Origin of the sequence: Kitasatospora sp. NPDC096128 (assembly GCF_040303105.1) — a bacterium.
In the GTDB taxonomy this organism is placed as follows: Bacteria; Actinomycetota; Actinomycetes; order Streptomycetales; family Streptomycetaceae; genus Kitasatospora.
In genome coordinates this window covers 439,136-454,665 of record NZ_JBEOSP010000001.1, presented here as the reverse complement: position 1 = coordinate 454,665, position 15,530 = coordinate 439,136, and the positions used below count along the sequence as shown (strand labels likewise).

Below are 15,530 nucleotides of genomic sequence, written 5' to 3'. Positions count from 1 at the left end.
AATCATCCGGGAGCCCGCCCCGGAGCCGGGGTCGCCCGGTCAGCCGACCGACGCGGTGGCACCCCCGGCCCGGAGCCGGTCGGTCACCGAGACCACGCCGTCCACCGAGCGGCAGAGGTTCAGCACGATCGGCACCAGGTGCGCCTCGGGCACGGTGCCGCTGAGCACCACCCGCCCCTGGTCGACCTCCACCCCGACCTCCGCCGGGCTCACCCCGTCGATCCGGCCGAGGACCTCCTCGACGATCTCCCGGCGGATCACCCGGTCCTCGCGCAGGAACACCCGCAGCAGGTCACCGCGGCTCACCATGCCGATGACCCGCCCCTCCTCGTCCAGCACCGGCAGCCGCTTCAAGCCGTGCCGGCTCATCTGCCGGGCCGCCGCGACCACGCTGGTTCCGGGCGTGGTGCACACCGGCTGCGTCGTCATCAGCTCCGCCGCCGTGACCTCGCCGCCCGGCCCGGCCGGCGCCGACTCCGGCGCGGGCAGCAGACTGCCCGGGTCCTCCTGCGCGGCGAGCGTGCGCAGCAGGTCGGCCTCCGACACCAGGCCGAGCGGCCGCCCGTCCGGGTCCACCACCGGGACCCCGGTGATGTCGTACTCGGTCAGCAGCGCGACGATCTCCCGGAATCCGGTCTCGGGCGCGATCCGGACCACGGGGCTGGTCATCACAGATTCGACGGTGGCATGCCGCACGCCGGTTCACCTCGTCCAACGATGCTGGTCCGATCGGGCGCGGATCGTCCCGGCCGGTACCGGCAGCATGGCCCTCGGCCGCGCGAATCGCCAGGGGCCAAGGGGCCGAACGGGTGGGACCAACGACCCCGACCTACGGATGCCCCTCCGACAACGGACACTGTCCAGCCGCCGCGGAGCGCCGTGCCCCGAAACCGCCGAGCCGGCCACCACGTGCGGGCACCCCGCACTTGAGGGCGCGCGGCGGACCTCCGCGCACCCCGGACGGCGCAACCATCACATGATCGACTCGTTGGACCGTCCACCACGACAGCACGCACGGCACCGGGAGGGCTCATTGGCAGGACGGACGGTGGGCACGGAACCGGCGGTCCGGGGTGTCCCGGCGCGCCCGGTGGCGGAGGCCGAGGCCGCCCTGGTGCACCACTACCGCAGGCTGGTCCGGCTCGCCTACCTGGCCCTGCCCGCCGACCGGGACCGGCACAGCCGGGTGCTCGCCGCCCACGCGGCGGTCCAGCGCGCCCTGCCGTTCCGCTGGACCCGCCGCCCCGCCCCGAACACCACCGAGCCGAACACCACCGAGCCGAACACCCCCGAGCCGACAACCACCGCCACCGCCACCGACCCGGTGTACGCCGAACTGCGCCTGCGGGTGCTGCGCGCCGCCCTGCGCCCGAGCCCGGCCGCGCGCCTGCTGGCGCCCCGGGTCTGGGGCCTGCGGCTGTTCACCCCGCACGGCGGCGAGCAGGACGCGGCGCTGGACCACGCGCTCGCCGCGCTCGCCGCCCCGGCCCGGGCGGCCTTCGCCCTGCGCGCGGTCGAGGAGCTGGGCGGCCGGGAGGTGGTGGAGGTGCTGCGGGAGGCCGGGGTGGACCGGCCGGAGGAGGCGCTCGCGGCGGCCGCCGAGGTCCCGGCCGGGCCCGGGCCCGAGCCGATCGCCTTCGACCCGTGCGCCGTCCGGGTGCAGCCCACCGACCTGCTGCGCCGCCGCCGTACGCTGACCGCCGCGCTGACGGTCGGGGTGCTCGGGCTCACCACGACGGCCGCGGTGCTGGGCGGCGGTTCCGCTCCGGCGAGCACCGCCTCACGGCCGGACGGCCGCCCCGCCGGCGCCGTCGCCGACCCGGCCCGGCTGGTCCGGGTGGCCCCGGACGCCTGGCAGCACACGGCCCGGGTCGACTTCACCGCCTGGCCCGCGCGCGGCGACCGGAGCACGGACGGCGCCCTGCTGGGCCGGGCCCTGGCCGCCTGGGCCCAGCCGGGCCCGCAGACCCGGGCCGAGCCGGGTACGGACACCGCCCCGCCCGACACCCCGCCGCAGCTGCTGTTCGCCGGGACGGTGGACGGCACCGGCGTGGCGGTGCTGTACGACGGCCGCCGGATCGCCCGCTACTCCGACGGACGCGGCGGCGGCCTGGACCTCGCCCGGGCCGACGACACGGACCCGACCACGGCGGGCGCGGTGGTGCTCAGCCGTCAGGGCACCGCCCTCCGCTACCTGCTGGCGCCCTGGGTGGACACCGCCGAGACCCGCCGGCTCGACCAGCCCGACACCGCCGCCCACCCGCTGGACCACCCGGACGGGGTCACCGCGGCCGCGCCGGGCGGCGGGCTCGCCGACTGCCGGGGCGCCACCGTGCTCCAGCTGCACTCCTCCCCGGTGATCGCCGAGAAGCACTCCTTCCTGCTGGCCGACCTCGGCGGCCTCGTCCCGGCGCACCTGACCTACACCCCGCCGCCGGACCGCACCCAGCCCGCCCGCGAACCGCGCGAGTCCACCGGCCAGGACGCCCTGGCGGCCTGGGCGCGGGCCGGCTGCGCGGTCCCGGACGGCACTCCGGGCGTCAAGCAGCTCGACCTGTGGGCCTTCGCGGTGCAGCCGCTGCCGCAGAACGCCGGCTCGGCCGCCTGGTTCTGCCTGCGCTCCGACCGCTGGACGGGCGAGGGCAGCGCCGCCACCGCCGTCCTGCTGCCGACCGCCCGGGGCCCGCAGCGCACCGGCGGCGGACCGGGCCGCGGCTGCAGCCGGTTCGAGCAGGACACCGTGGCCTGGACGTGGTGGCACTCCCCCCAGGGCGCGGAGTACCTGCTCGCGGCGGGCAGCCGACGGGTCACCCGGCTCACCGCCAAGGGCCCGGACTGGTCAGCCGACCGCCCAGCCCCCGACCGCACCCTCGCGGTCGAGCGGCCCGGCAGGAGCACCGTCCAGGTCGAGGCGCTGCTCGACAACGGCAACCGGATCACCCCGCCGCACTGACCCGGTCGGCCAACAGCGCCTCGTAGTCCGGAAGTTCGACGCTGGACACCCGCTTTCCCAGCTCCAGCATCCGGTCCAGGACCCACCGCCGGTTGAGCAGCCCGTTGCGCAGCCGCAGCCCGGCCCGGGTGCGCGGCGCCAGGAACGGGCCGGTGCGGTCGCCGCCCTTCTGGCAGCCCTGGGCATAGTCGCGCAGCAGCCCCTCGTACCGGGCGAAGGCGGCCCGGTGGTCGCCGCGGGCCAGCGCCAGCTCGCCCGCCAGGACGTACGCGGCCACCACCGCCGTGCCGGTACCCATCCCGCCGATGGTGGCGCCGCAGGCGGCGTCGCCGAGCAGCGCGATCCGGCCGGTGGACCAGGCGGGGACGTCGGCGCGGCTGATCGAGTCGAAGTACAGCTCGGGTGCGTCCGCCAGGCTCCGGAGCAGCTGCGGGACCCGCCAGCCGAGGTCGGCGAAGGCGGCCCGGACCAGCTCCTTCTGCTGCCGGATGTCATGGCGGTCGTAGCGCAGTTCGGGCGAGGCGAAGAGGCTGAAGGCGCCCGCCCGGCCCGGGTCGCGGGGGTCGGCGCCGACGGACATCAGCCGGCCGGGCACGTTCAGGGCCACCCCGCCCTCGCCGGGCCGGCCGCCCTCACCCGGCAGTTGCCAGGTGGCCGCGTAGTAGCCGAGGTGGCGGACGTACCGCTGCTCGGGCCCGAAGGCGAGGCGCCGCACGGCGGAGTGCAGCCCGTCGGCGCCGATCACCAGGCCGAACTCGCGCGTCGCGCCGGACCGGAAGGAGACCCGCACGCCGGTCGGCGTCTCCTCCAGGGTCTCCACGGAGTCGCCGAAGACGTACTCGGCGCGGGAGGCACTGTGCCGGTGCAGCACCTGGGCCAGCTCCCCGCGCGGGATCTCCAGTTCGCCGCCCGCGAAGTCGGCGGGCAGGTGCAGCAGTCGACGCCCCTCCTGGTCGACGAAGGTGATCGGGCTGCCGCCGGTGTCCAGGGCGCGCAGTTCCTCCAGCACGCCCATCCGCTCCAGCACGGTGAGGTGGGTGCGGCCGCGGAAGTCGACGTTCTGCCCGCCGTCGCGCAGCGCGGGGGCGAGTTCGACCACGGTCACGTCGAAGCCGTACCGGCCCAGCCAGTGGGCCAGGGCGGGCCCGGCGATGCTCGCGCCCGAGATCAGCACGCTGGTGCGCACGGAAGCGCTCATGGAAACCACTCCGTTCGAGGATCCGAGAACTGTGTCCAGCGGACACTGTTCATTGCTGTGTACGGTAGACACAGTTGGTGTGGACGGGCAACCCCCGGGACGGGAGCAGGCGATGGGCGAGACGTCGAACGACACGGTGCGGCTGCTCTGGGAGCAGCCCGCCCGGCCGACCCGCGGACCGAAGCCGTCCCTCAGCCTGGAGCGGATCGCCGCCGCGGGCGTCGCGGTCGCGGACGCCGAGGGGCTGGGCGCGGTCTCCATGCAGAAGGTCGCCGGGCTGCTGGACTTCACCAAGATGTCGCTGTACCGGTACGTCCCCGGCAAGGCCGAACTGGTCGCGCTGATGGTCGAGTCGGCCTTCGGCGAGCCGCCCGAGGCCACCGACGACGGCGACTGGCGGGCACAACTCACCGCCTGGGCCCACCACTTGGCCGCATCCTTGGCCCGACACCCGTGGCTGCTGGACGCCACCCTCGGCCCCCGGATTCCCGGCCCGAGGGAACTCACCTGGCTGGAACGGGTGGTGGCCGCCCTGGACGGCCACGGGCTGACCGGCGCCGAGCGGATGGACGCCGCCGTCCTGCTCGCCGGGCACGTGCGCGCCATCGCCGAACAGGCCCGCGCGGTGGGCCCGGACGTCTCCCCCGAGGCCGAACTCCTCGCCGCCCTCGGCACCGTGGTCAACCGGCACGCCGACCGCTTCCCCGCCGTGGCCGCAGCGATGGCCGATCCGGACGGCCGCGACCAGGCTCTGGACTTCGGCCTGGCCCGTATCCTGGACGGCCTGGCCGCCCTGATCGACCGCCGCACGGCCCGGCGACGAACCGCGCCCTGACCCGAAAACCCGTCGAACCCGGGCCGCGCGGACGGCTAGCATCCGCTCCCATGGCGATGTTCGTGCACCTGACGTCCGCAGCGAACACGCCGCGCATCCGCCGCGCCGGGATCCGGGCCGACAGCCGGGGCCAGGGCGGTGTGCGCGGGGTGTACTGCTTCCCCGTGCTGCCCTCCTACACCCTCACCCACCAGTGGCTGCGCGAACTCGCCCGGTTCGGCCCCAAGGGCTCGCTGTCCGCCGTGCACGTCCGGCTGGACGACGCGCAGCAGGTGCTGGTCGGGCACTACCGGGACCGCGCCAAGGACGCCCAGCGGTGGCTGACCGCCGCCGAGGCGGTCGCCCGGGTCGCCGCCCTGCCGGACCCGCGCGGCTGGGAGGTGGTGGTGCCGCGCGCGATCGGCGCGCGCGAGGTACACCGGATCCGCGCCGTGCCGCAGGTGGCCGGCTGGCGCTACGTCCCGAACGCCCACGGCACCCGCCCGTGCACCTGCTTCGGCTGCCGGATCCGCGGCGAGTACGGCGGCCGACGGCTGCGCGAGCGCCACCCGCACCCGCTGGACGGCCCGCCGCCGCCCGCCCCCGTGCTGCTCGCCCGGATCGACGCGGCGGGCGATCCCGGCGATCCGACCGCCCTGCGGGACGCCCTGCACTGGTTCGGCCTGCGCCGCCGCGGCCCGGTCGACCGCCTCGCCCGGCTGGCCGACCACCCCGACCCGGCCGTCCGCCGCGAGCTGGTCTGGGCCGTCCAGGGCTGGTCCTCGCCCGGCGTCACCGAACTGCTGGACGCCCTCGCCGAGGACCGGCACCCGGACGTCCGCGAGGCCGTCGCGGACGTCCGGGCGCTCTGAGGCCCCTGCCCCGGGCCGTGGGGCGGTCGGCACCCGGCCCACCACCTGCGAGGTCTCCCGCCGACGTGCCCGCTCGGCCGAACCGGGTGATCATGGGACGAACCGCGTCTTCGGCGATGCGGCGCGCCGGTCCCCTCCGGCGGCGCCGGGAAGGTGGACCGCGATGTTCCAGCTCCTGTGGATTCTGCTCATCGGCTTCGTGCTCGGCGTGCTCGCCAAGCTGATCCTGCGCGGGCCGCAGTCGATCCCCTGGTGGCTGACCATGCTGCTCGGCGCCGCCGGGGCCTGGCTCGGCAACGCCGTCTCCGGTTGGATCGGCGTCCGCCACACCTCCGGTATCGACTGGATCCGTCACATCCTCCAACTCGGCTTCGCCGTCGCCCTGGTGGCCCTCGTCGCCCCCGCCTGGAGCAAGAACCGCTCCTCCCGCTGACCGGGCGCCGAGTTCCTGCCGCACCTACGCGGGGACCGGGCGTCGTTCCGGTGGTCGGACGAGACCTTCGACGACGCCTGAGCGCCGCTCAGCCCACGTGCACGGCGGGCCGCCGTGAGCGGTCGGGTTCGGCCTCGCGGAGGACTTCGCGGGTGACCGGGGCGATCTCGCCCTGGCCGAACAGGAAGAACCGCAGGAACTGGGCGAAGGGGTTGCCCTCGGTCCACTCGAAGTAGATGTGCGGCTGCTGCCCGGTCAGGTCCCGCACCCGCAGCAGCAGGGCGGCCAGCGCGTTGGGCACGCTGGAGCTCTGCAGCGAGAGCACCCGGTAGCGGTCGTGCAGCACCTCGCCGCGGACGGTCAGTTCGGCCTCGAAGTCGGACGGGTCGAGCACGGTGACCTCGACGAAGACCAGGTCGTCCTCGGCCGGGATGTCGTTGTCCCTGCGGATCTGGTGGAGCTTGTCGCGGTACTCGGCGAGGTCCCGGTTGTTCGGCTCGTTGGCGATCAGGCGCAGCGGGCGGTGCAGGTAGTCCCGGACGAACCGCTCCGCGACGCTGTCCAGGACCACGTCGGTGACGCGCAGTTCGAAGGCGCGCTTGAGCCGGGAGAGGAAGGACACCAGCACGATGCCGGCGATGAAGCAGGCGCCGATCTTGACGCCGTCCGGCCGCTCGGCGATGTTGACGGCCGTGGTGTAGAGGAACACGGCGGCGATCACCGCGAAGGTGACGGTCCAGTGCCGTTCCCCGGCCTTGTGGGCGGCGATGGTGACGGCGACGGCGGCGGAGCTGATCAGCACCAGGACGCCGGTGGCGTAGGCGCCGCCCTGGGAGTCGACGTTGGCGTCGAAGATCCAGGTGACCAGGAAGGCGATCAGGGTCAGCACGATGACCGTCGGCCGCACCGCCCGGGCCCAGTGCGGCGCCATGCCGTAGCGGGGCAGGTAGCGGGGCATCAGGTTGAGCAGGCCGGCCATGGCGGAGGCGCCGGCGAACCAGAGGATGGCGATGGTCGAGAGGTCGTAGACGCTGCCGAAGGTGCTGCCGAGGTTCTCGTGGGCGAGGTAGGCGAGTGCTCGGCCGTTGGCCGGGCCGCCGCTCTTGAAGGCGTCCTTGGGGATCAGCAGGGTGGTGATGACGCTGGTGGTGATCAGGAAGATGCTCATGATCACGGCAGCGGTGGTGAGCAGGTGCCGGGCGCCGCGGATGCGGCCGGTGGGGCGCTCCTCGGTGTCGTCCGGGTCGCCCTCGATGAGGGGCATCACGGCGACGCCGGTCTCGAAGCCGGACAGGCCCAGCGCCAGTTTGGGGAAGACGATCAGGGCGACGCCGATCATCGCGAGGGCGTTGCCGTGCTCGGCGGTGAGCCCGTCGGTCCAGTCGCCGAACAGGTGGGGCTCCTTGAACACGTGCCAGAGGCCGTTGGCCACCACCACGACGTTGAGCGCGAGGTAGACGACGACCAGGACGACGGCCAGCCCGATGGCCTCGCTGAACCCCTTGAGGAACACCGCGCCGAGCAGCGCCACCAGGATGAGGGTGAGCAGCACCTGTTTGCCGGACAGGGCGCTGTGCAGGTGCGGGTTCTCGATCAGGTGGGCGGTCGCGTCGGCGGCGGAGAGGGTGATGGTGATCATGAAGTCGGTGGCGGCGAAGCCGAGCAGGGTCAGCACGAAGAGCTTGCCCTGCCAGAACGACAGCAGCCGCTCCAGCATCGCGATCGAGCCCTGGCCGTGCGGGCTCTCGACGGCGACCCGCCGGTAGACCGGCAGGGCGCCGAACAGGGTGACCAGCACCAGCACCACGGTCGCGATCGGCGACAGCAGGCCGGCCGCGAGGGCGGCGATGCCGGGCTGGTAGCCGAGGGTGGAGAAGTAGTCCAGGCCGGTCAGGCACATGACCCGCCACCAGCGCGCACCCTTCTCGGCGGGCGCCTCCATGTGCGGGCCGGGGTGCTGCTTGGCCATGTCCGAGAGGCCTTCGAGCATCCACGCGCGGAACCTCGTGCCCCGCGTCGAAGGCGCCGTTCCCGGTTCGGCCGAACCCGAGGAGACCACGTACACCCCTGTCCACGACTTCGGCCGGCCGCCACACGGTTCCGGACCCCCAGGCCGCCGGACGGCGGGCCTGGTCAGGCTAGGGGACCGGGCCCGGGCGGACCGGCAACCGAGCGGGGCAACACGCCGTGGTCCGCCCGGACAGCCCTCCCCGGTGGCGGCCGGTGCCCGGCCGTGCGCGCGGCCCGCGGCGCGGCGATACACGATGCCCCCTCGAACGGGGTAGATATGTCCGCGCACGTTGACTCACCAGGTTGACGCGCCCCCCGGATACGGCGACCGACGGCAGGGAGGCAGCGGTGGCGGAACCGACTCGACGGAAGGTCCTCGGCCTGGGCCTGGTGGCCGCCGCCGCCACCTCCTGCGGCACCCGGCACCCGGCCGCCGCCCCGCAGCCGACCCCGGACGCCCAGGGCACCCCCGGCACGGCGGACCCCACCGGCCCCCAGCACACCGGCCTCAAGGGCGCCGCCCCCAGCGAGCAGTCCCTGCCCGGCAACCCCGACTGGCGGATCACCGACCCCGGCACGCCCGGCGCCGTCGAGGGCTTCGCCGACCGGGTCAGCGTGCTGCCCGGCGAGACCTTCGGCCTGCACGTCTCCACCCCGGCCGCCGCCTTCACCGTCTCCGCGTACCGGATGGGCTGGTACGGCGGCGCCCGGGCCCGGCTGGTCTGGCGCCGCGAGCAGGTCCCCGGCGGCAAGCAGGCCGCCCCGCACGTCGACCAGGCCACCCGCACCGTGCTGACCGGCTGGCAGCGCACCCTCGCCGTGGACACCACCGGCTGGCCCGAGGGCGCCTACCTGCTGCGCCTGGACGCCGCGGACGGCTCCGGCCGCAGCTACGTGCCGATCACCGTCCGCTCCGCGAGCACCGCCGGGAAGACCGTGGTGATGAGCGCCCCGGCGACCTGGCAGGCCTACAACGAGTGGGGCGGCTACAGCCTCTACAACGGCCCGACCGGCACCCTGGCCACCCGCTCGCTGCGGGTCGTCTTCGACCGGCCGCACGACTACGACCACGGCGCCGGGCGGTTCCTGGTCTACGAGGCACCGTTGATCGCCCTGGCCGAGCAACTCGGGCTGCCGCTCGCCTACACCACCGGGATCGACGTGGCCCGCGAGCCGGGCCTGCTGCACGGGGCCCGCGCCGTGCTCTCGCTCGGCCACGACGAGTACTGGTCCCCCGAGCAGCGCGCCAACGTGGTGGCGGCCCGCGACGCCGGCACCAACCTGGCGGTCCTGGGCGCCAACTGCTGCTTCCGCCGGGTCCGCTTCGAGCCCACCGAGCTCGGGCCGGACCGCACCGTGGTCTGTTACAAGGACGCCTGGGCCCAGGACCCGGGCCACCAGGCCGGCGCCCCGGCGACCACCGACTTCCGGGTCGGCCCCGGCGCCGACCCGGAGAGCTCGATGCTCGGCGTGATCTACGACGGCTACCCGGTGGACGCCCCGTACGTGGTCACCTCGCCGGGCCACTGGGCCTTCGAGGGGACGGGCCTGGCCGCCGGGGCCTCCTTCCCGCACCTGGTCGGCGTCGAGTACGACAAGGTCGACACCGCCTTCCCCACCCCGCGCCCGATCGAGGTGCTCGCCCATTCACCCGTGGTCTGCGAAGGCCGGCGCTCCCACTCCGACACCGCCTACTACACCGTGCCGAGCGGCGCCGGGGTATTCGCCACCGGGACGATGCGCTGGGTGGAGGCCCTGGACGCCCACGGCAGCGGCGTGCACGGCATCGACGCCCCCGCCGGCGACGTGGTCCGCAAGGTCACCGAGAACGTCCTGCGCCTCTTCGCCGCCGGCCCGGCCGGCCGCACCCACCCCGCCCAGGACAACCTGGCGGCCGTCTACGGCACGGCGTAGCGGTCCATCGTGACCGAACCGGCCCCGGCCCGGCCGGATGACCGGCCCCGGGCGGGAAGGGGCCGGTCATCCGGCTACACTCGCACGGTCTAACAGCAGCGAAGGTCGTCCAGGACAACCGACCGGTGCGGCACCCGGGTGCCGGCCGGCCAGGGCACGAGGGAAACAGAACATGGTCGAGGCCTCCCCCAAGGTCGTTGTCGTCGTACCCACGTACAACGAGCGGGAGAACCTTCCGGTTCTCGCCGGGCTCCTCACGGACCTCGCGGTGCCGAACCTGCACCTGCTGGTGGTCGACGACAACTCCCCCGACGGCACCGGCGAGGTCGCCGACAAGCTCGCCGCCGACTCCGCGGGCACCGTCGGCGTGCTGCACCGCACCGAGAAGGACGGCCTCGGCCGCGCCTACCTGGCCGGGATGGCCCGGGCGCTGGACGAGGGCGCCGACATCGTGATCCAGATGGACGCGGACCTCTCGCACCCGGCCTCCGCGATACCCGCGATGGTGAGCGCCCTGCTCGCCGACGACGCCACCGCCGTGGTGATCGGCTCCCGCTACGTGCCCGGCGGCTCGACCGCCGCGGAGTGGCCGTGGCACCGCAAGGCGCTCTCGGCCTGGGCGAACTTCTACGTCAACACGATCCTCGGCCTCGGCGTCCGGGACGCCACCGCGGGCTTCAAGGCCTGGCGGGCGAGCGCCCTGCGGGCCATCGACCTGCCGTCCGTGCGGAGCAACGGGTACTCGTTCCAGGTCGAGATGAACTACCGGGTCGTCCAGCGCGGGCTGACCATCCGCGAGGTGCCGATCCGCTTCGAGGAGCGGATCGAGGGCGCCTCCAAGATGAGCATCGGCGTGCAGGTCGAGTCCGCGCTCGCGCCCTGGAAGCTGCGCTTCAACCGCGAGGGCTAGACGTGTAGTCCCCCGCTCCACCGGCGGTGCGGGCGGCGGTCGCGGGGAAGAAGGCCCTCATGGCCCTTCTCCCGGAGTCCCTGACGAGCCTGGTCCGCCGCACCGCGCGGGACCCGTTCGCCGTCCAGACGCTGCGGGCCACCGTGGCCGCCACCCTGTCGTACGCGGTGGCCACCCGGCTCAGCAGCGAGCCCGCCCCGCTGACGGCGCCGCTCACCGCGCTGCTGGTGGTCCAGGTCACCGTCTACTCGACGCTCAAGACCAGCGTGCGCCGGGTGGTCTCGGTGGTGGTCGGGGTGCTGATCGCGATCGGCTTCAGCGCCGTGGTCGGGCTCTCCTGGTGGAGCCTCGGGCTGATCATCCTGGCCTCCCTGGTGATCGGGCGGTTCGTCCGGGTCGAGGAGTTCGTCCAGGAGGTCGCGATCAGCGCGATGCTGATCCTGGGCGTCACCAAGCTGACCTCCCAGGCCTGGGACCGGGTGCTGGAGACGCTGATCGGCGCGGCCGTCGGGCTGCTGTTCAACCTGCTGTTCGCCCCGCCGGTCTGGGTGGACACCGCCGGGGAGTCGATCGAGGACCTCGCCCGGCGGGCCCGCCAGCTGCTGGTCGACATCTCCGAGCAGTTGGGCCGCCCAACCCCGGTGGCCCGGGCCGCCGAGCGGCTGCACGAGGCCCGGCGGCTCGACCAGGCGATCGCGGACGTGGATGCGGCGCTGCGCCAGGCCGAGGACAGTCTGCGGTTCAACCCCCGGATCAGCGAGGGGCTGCTCTCCCGGCTGGTGCTGCGCACCGGCCTGGACACCCTGGAGATCTGCGTGGTGGTGATCCGGGTGCTGGCCCGCTCGGTGACCGACCTGGCGAAGCGGCGCGGGCCGCGGGAGCGGTTGTTCCCGCCGGAGGTCGCGGTCGGGCTGGAGGAGCTGCTGGCGCACGTCGGCGGCGCGATGGTCAGCTTCGCGGTGCTGGTCACCACCCAGGTGAGCCGCAACGCGGAGGAGGCCGAGGAGCGGCTGACCGCCGAACTGGCGGCGGCCTGGTCCTGCCGGGAGAACGTCGCCCCGGTGCTGCTGCGCAAGGTCCAGGAGCATCCGGAGGCCTGGCAGTTGCACGGCGCGATGCTGGCCGAGGTCGACCGGATCCTGGACGAGCTGGACCTGGAGCACCGCAGCCGGCGGCTGATGGAGGAGCTGGACCGGGCCTCGGTGGCGGGCCGGGAGCGGCTCTCCCGGCTGCCCGGACTGCGGCGCGCCGGGCGGGGCCGGCGGCGGGGCGGACCGGAGCGCCCGGCGGCGCAGGCCGGGCGCTGATCAGGGCGGCGGGCGGGGGCGGGGCGGGAAAGCGGGCGGGGGCGGGCGCGGGTCAGGGCATCAGCCAGGGCTGCTGGGGCAGCGGGTGGCCGGTCTCCAGATAGGTCTTGAGGTTGGACAGCACCGCCGACCAGCCCCGTTCGGCGTCCGCCCGCTCGGACTCGTCGGCGAGATCGGCGTGGGTGACGGTGAGCCTGGTCAGGTCCTGCCAGTGCCGGAGCTCGAAGGTGACCCGGGAGGGCCCGCCGGGGCGCGCGCCCTCCGGTCCGGCCCAGGTGGTGACCAGCCGGTGCGGGCGGTCGGACACCTCGACGATGCCGATCACGTCGGCGATCCCGGAGTCGTCGGTGCGCTGGTGCTCCCAGGGCGCCCCGGGCAGCCAGGTGGAGACGTTGCGGTGGCCCCAGTAGAGGCCGGACTCGTCGGCGTTGGTGAGCGCGTGCCAGACCCGCTCCGGGGTGGCGCGCAGGTAGACGGTGCTGCGGTGGCTGAAGGCGGTCACGGCCTCAGCCCCGGGCCGCGTCGAGCAGCGGCTGGATCTCGATCTTCCCCATCCGCATCATGGCTGCCGACACCCGGTCGGCCTTGGCCCGGTCCTCGCCGCCGACCAGGTCGAGCAGGACACGCGGGGTGATCTGCCAGGAGAGGCCGTAGCGGTCCTTGAGCCAGCCGCACGGGCCCTCCTGGCCGCCGTCGGCGGTGAGCTTCGCCCAGAGTTCGTCGACCTCCCGCTGGTCCTCGCACTCGACCTGGAGCGAGATCGCCTCGGTGAAGCTGAACCGGGGGCCGCCGTTGAGCGCCGTGTAGGGCCGGCCGGCGAGTTCGAACTCGACGGTCATCACCGTGCCGGCCGGCACCGGGGCGCCCTCGCCGTAGCGGGTGACCTTGGTGATCCGGGAGTCGGGGAACAGCGAGGTGTAGAGGGCGGTGGCCGCTTCGGCCTGGTCGTCGAACCAGAGGAAGGTGGTGATCTTCTGCATGCGCCCGACGGTAGCGGCGGGCCCGGCCGGGGCGGCCGAGCCACGGCCGGGGGTCACCGGATCGGCGCCCCGGCCGGGCCCGGGTCGGGTCCGTGCGCTTCGTGCCCGCGCGCTTCGGGTCCGTGCGCTTCGTGCCCGTGCGCTTCGGTCAGTGCACCCAGCCCGCGTAGCGCTGGACGAAGCGCTGGCCGGTGTGGGCGGTGACCACGACGTCGTAGCGGCCCTGCTTGTCCAGCGGCCAGTCCAGGTCGACCTGCTTGCCGGGCTTGACCCAGACCGTCTGCGGGCTGCCCGCGAAGTCGTTGGGCGCGGCGGTGAACGCCACGTCCGTCAGGCCGTCGTTGGCCACCTGGAGGGTGAGCTTGAGGCTGCCGCGCAGGTCGGCGGTGACGATCGGGACGCCGATGTCGTTCTGGCCGTCCTGCCCGTCCCGGACCACCGTCCCGGCGAAGCGGCGCACGAAGCCGTCCGGGCCGTGCACGGTGAAGTCGTAGCGGCCGTCGGTGGCGGCCGCGTCCCAGACGTAGCTGGCGGCGGCGCCGGGGGCGACGGTGTACGGGGTGCCCGCGAACGGGAGCAGGATGTTCGGGTAGACGGTGTACGGGAAGGCCACCGAACCGTCGTTGCTCATGGTGCAGGTGACCTTGCCGGTCCTGCGGTCCACCGCGATGTCGGCCCACGGCTGGTAGGGCAGCGGGCGGTGCGGGCGCTCACCGCGCTCCTGGACGGGCATCGCCTGGGCGCCGACGGCCGGGAGGGCGACGCCGGGCAGCTTGGTGCCCGCGTCGGCCCTGGCCATCAGGGCGTTGGTGTCGGGCAGCTTCGGGATCGAGGTGTCCGGGGCGGCGAAGTCGAAGCAGCTGGTGAGGTCACCGCAGACGGCCCGGCGCCAGGCGGAGATGTTGGGCTCGGCCACACCGGTCACCAGCTCCATGAAGCGCAGCACCGAAGTGTGGTCGAACACCTGGGAGTTGACCCAGCCGCCGCGCGACCAGGGGGAGGCCACCCAGAGCGGGACGCGGTTGCCGAGGCCGATGGCGCGGCCCTGGGTGAACTCCTCGGGGGTGCCGGGTTCGGGGGTGGGCGGGACCATGTGGTCGAAGTAGCCGTCGTTCTCGTCGTACATGACCAGGAAGACGGTGTGCTGCCAGACGTCCGGGTTGGACATCAGCGACTGCAGCGCCTGGTTCACCCAGTGCGCGCCGTAGGCCGGGCCGGCCTCCGGGTGCTCGGAGAACAGGTAGGGGGCGACCAGCCAGGAAACGGTCGGCAGGGTGCCGTCCTTGCAGTGGCGGTCGAAGTCGGTGGGGTCGAACTTGGTCATCGCGTTGATGTAACGCGGGTCGTCCTGCGGGAAGTTGTGGAACTGCTTGAAGTAGGAGAGGGCGTTGTCGTCGTAGTCGCCGGTGCGGTCGTCCTTGCTGGGGTTGTGGTAGACCCGCCAGCTGACGCCCGCCGCCTGGAGTCGCTCGGCGTAGGTGGTCCAGTCGGCGACGGGGTTGTCGGTGACCGGGGTGTTGTCGATCCACGGGCCGGTGGTGCCGTCGCGGCCGGGTCCGGCGGTGCCGGTCCACAGGTAGAGCCGGTTGGGGTCGGTGGGGCCGGCCAGCGAGGTGAAGTAGGCGTCGCAGAGGGTGAACGCGTCGGCCAGGGCGTACTGGTAGGGGATGTCGTCCCGGGTGAAGTAGCCCATGGTGCGCTCGCCCTTGGCGGCGATCCACTTGTTCATCGCACCGTTGTTGATGGCCTGGTGGCCGGTCGCCCAGTCGTGGGCCAGGCCGCCGGCGTTCTGCGCGTTGTACTTCGAGGTGTCCATCCGGTACGGCAGCATCGCGCCGCCGTCGCTGCGGCGGCTGTCCGGCTGGCGGAACACGTCGGTGCCGTCCGGGAACTGGAGCGCCTGCTTGTCACCGAAGCCGCGTACGCCGCTCAGGGTGCCGAAGTAGTGGTCGAAGCTGCGGTTCTCCTGCATCAGGACGACGACGTGCCTGACGTCCTTGATGGTGCCGGTGAGGGCAACGTCGGGCGCGGCGGCGGGGGCGGCGTCGGCCCGGGTGGCGGACAGGCCGGTCAGGGCGGTGGCGCCGACGGCCGCGGTGGCGCCGACGAAGGTGCGGCGGGAGAGCTCGGGCATCACGA

13 protein-coding genes are annotated in these 15,530 nt (G+C 74.1%); 7 read left to right on the top strand and 6 right to left on the bottom strand.

Annotated features, from left to right (window positions below):
* Positions 1–39: 39 nt before the first annotated feature.
* Entirely contained in the window at positions 40–669 is a 630-nt protein-coding gene (locus ABTY61_RS02010; RefSeq protein WP_350502936.1) for a CBS domain-containing protein, read from the bottom strand.
* 379 nt (positions 670–1,048) lie between these two features.
* Here ABTY61_RS02010 and ABTY61_RS02005 point away from each other — a divergent pair, with 379 nt between their 5' ends.
* Entirely contained in the window at positions 1,049–2,953 is a 1,905-nt protein-coding gene (locus ABTY61_RS02005) for a hypothetical protein (protein WP_350502935.1), read from the top strand.
* Here ABTY61_RS02005 and ABTY61_RS02000 read toward each other — a convergent pair.
* Entirely contained in the window at positions 2,937–4,151 is a 1,215-nt protein-coding gene (locus ABTY61_RS02000; protein ID WP_350502934.1) for an FAD-dependent monooxygenase, read from the bottom strand. The genes ABTY61_RS02005 and ABTY61_RS02000 overlap by 17 nt on opposite strands.
* A 112-nt stretch (positions 4,152–4,263) precedes the next feature.
* Here ABTY61_RS02000 and ABTY61_RS01995 point away from each other — a divergent pair, with 112 nt between their 5' ends.
* From ABTY61_RS01995 to ABTY61_RS01985, 3 genes are all read left to right on the top strand, one after another.
* A complete protein-coding gene (locus ABTY61_RS01995; protein ID WP_350502933.1) occupies positions 4,264–4,986 on the top strand; it encodes a TetR/AcrR family transcriptional regulator C-terminal domain-containing protein in 723 nt (240 codons plus the stop codon).
* Positions 4,987–5,036: 50 nt separating this feature from the next.
* Positions 5,037–5,837 carry a HEAT repeat domain-containing protein gene (locus tag ABTY61_RS01990; RefSeq protein ID WP_350502932.1) on the top strand — a complete coding sequence of 267 codons (801 nt, stop codon included), beginning with the start codon at positions 5,037–5,039 and terminating at the stop codon, positions 5,835–5,837.
* Positions 5,838–6,000: 163 nt separating this feature from the next.
* Complete coding sequence (locus ABTY61_RS01985) at positions 6,001–6,270, top strand: GlsB/YeaQ/YmgE family stress response membrane protein (protein ID WP_350502931.1); 270 nt, start codon at positions 6,001–6,003, stop codon at positions 6,268–6,270.
* 88 nt (positions 6,271–6,358) lie between these two features.
* Here the strand turns inward: ABTY61_RS01985 and ABTY61_RS01980 are convergent, their stop codons facing one another.
* Positions 6,359–8,260, bottom strand: coding sequence for an APC family permease (locus ABTY61_RS01980; protein ID WP_350502930.1), 1,902 nt, complete (start codon positions 8,258–8,260; stop codon positions 6,359–6,361).
* Between the two features lie 368 nt (positions 8,261–8,628).
* Here ABTY61_RS01980 and ABTY61_RS01975 point away from each other — a divergent pair, with 368 nt between their 5' ends.
* From ABTY61_RS01975 to ABTY61_RS01965, 3 genes are all read left to right on the top strand, one after another.
* A complete protein-coding gene (locus tag ABTY61_RS01975; protein ID WP_350502929.1) occupies positions 8,629–10,194 on the top strand; it encodes a N,N-dimethylformamidase beta subunit family domain-containing protein in 1,566 nt (521 codons plus the stop codon).
* 172 nt (positions 10,195–10,366) lie between these two features.
* Positions 10,367–11,104 (top strand): polyprenol monophosphomannose synthase, encoded by a 738-nt coding sequence (locus ABTY61_RS01970; RefSeq protein WP_350502928.1) that lies wholly within the window; start codon positions 10,367–10,369, stop codon positions 11,102–11,104.
* Positions 11,105–11,163: 59 nt separating this feature from the next.
* On the top strand, positions 11,164–12,411 hold the full coding sequence (locus ABTY61_RS01965) for an FUSC family protein (protein ID WP_350502927.1): 1,248 nt from the start codon (positions 11,164–11,166) through the stop codon (positions 12,409–12,411).
* Positions 12,412–12,463: 52 nt separating this feature from the next.
* On the opposite strand, the gene ABTY61_RS01960 is transcribed toward ABTY61_RS01965, so the two are convergent.
* The 3 genes from ABTY61_RS01960 to ABTY61_RS01950 all read right to left on the bottom strand — a co-directional run bounded on the left by ABTY61_RS01960 (position 12,464) and on the right by ABTY61_RS01950 (position 15,525).
* Positions 12,464–12,913, bottom strand: coding sequence for an SRPBCC family protein (locus ABTY61_RS01960; protein ID WP_350502926.1), 450 nt, complete (start codon positions 12,911–12,913; stop codon positions 12,464–12,466).
* Positions 12,914–12,917: 4 nt separating this feature from the next.
* Positions 12,918–13,391, bottom strand: coding sequence for a VOC family protein (locus tag ABTY61_RS01955; protein WP_350502925.1), 474 nt, complete (start codon positions 13,389–13,391; stop codon positions 12,918–12,920).
* A 148-nt stretch (positions 13,392–13,539) separates the two neighbouring features.
* Positions 13,540–15,525, bottom strand: a complete 1,986-nt coding sequence (locus ABTY61_RS01950; protein WP_350502924.1) for a phosphocholine-specific phospholipase C — start codon at positions 15,523–15,525, stop codon at positions 13,540–13,542.
* Positions 15,526–15,530 lie beyond the last annotated feature (5 nt).

Coding starts and splice junctions, on each gene's coding strand:
- ABTY61_RS01995 (WP_350502933.1), top strand. CDS start 4,264: ATGGGCGAGACGTCGAACGACACGGTGCGGCTGCTCTGGGAGCAGCCC.
- ABTY61_RS02000 (WP_350502934.1), bottom strand. CDS start 4,151: ATGAGCGCTTCCGTGCGCACCAGCGTGCTGATCTCGGGCGCGAGCATC.
- ABTY61_RS02010 (WP_350502936.1), bottom strand. CDS start 669: ATGACCAGCCCCGTGGTCCGGATCGCGCCCGAGACCGGATTCCGGGAG.
- ABTY61_RS01950 (WP_350502924.1), bottom strand. CDS start 15,525: ATGCCCGAGCTCTCCCGCCGCACCTTCGTCGGCGCCACCGCGGCCGTC.
- ABTY61_RS01955 (WP_350502925.1), bottom strand. CDS start 13,391: ATGCAGAAGATCACCACCTTCCTCTGGTTCGACGACCAGGCCGAAGCG.
- ABTY61_RS01970 (WP_350502928.1), top strand. CDS start 10,367: ATGGTCGAGGCCTCCCCCAAGGTCGTTGTCGTCGTACCCACGTACAAC.
- ABTY61_RS01990 (WP_350502932.1), top strand. CDS start 5,037: ATGGCGATGTTCGTGCACCTGACGTCCGCAGCGAACACGCCGCGCATC.
- ABTY61_RS01980 (WP_350502930.1), bottom strand. CDS start 8,260: ATGCTCGAAGGCCTCTCGGACATGGCCAAGCAGCACCCCGGCCCGCAC.
- ABTY61_RS01965 (WP_350502927.1), top strand. CDS start 11,164: ATGGCCCTTCTCCCGGAGTCCCTGACGAGCCTGGTCCGCCGCACCGCG.
- ABTY61_RS01985 (WP_350502931.1), top strand. CDS start 6,001: ATGTTCCAGCTCCTGTGGATTCTGCTCATCGGCTTCGTGCTCGGCGTG.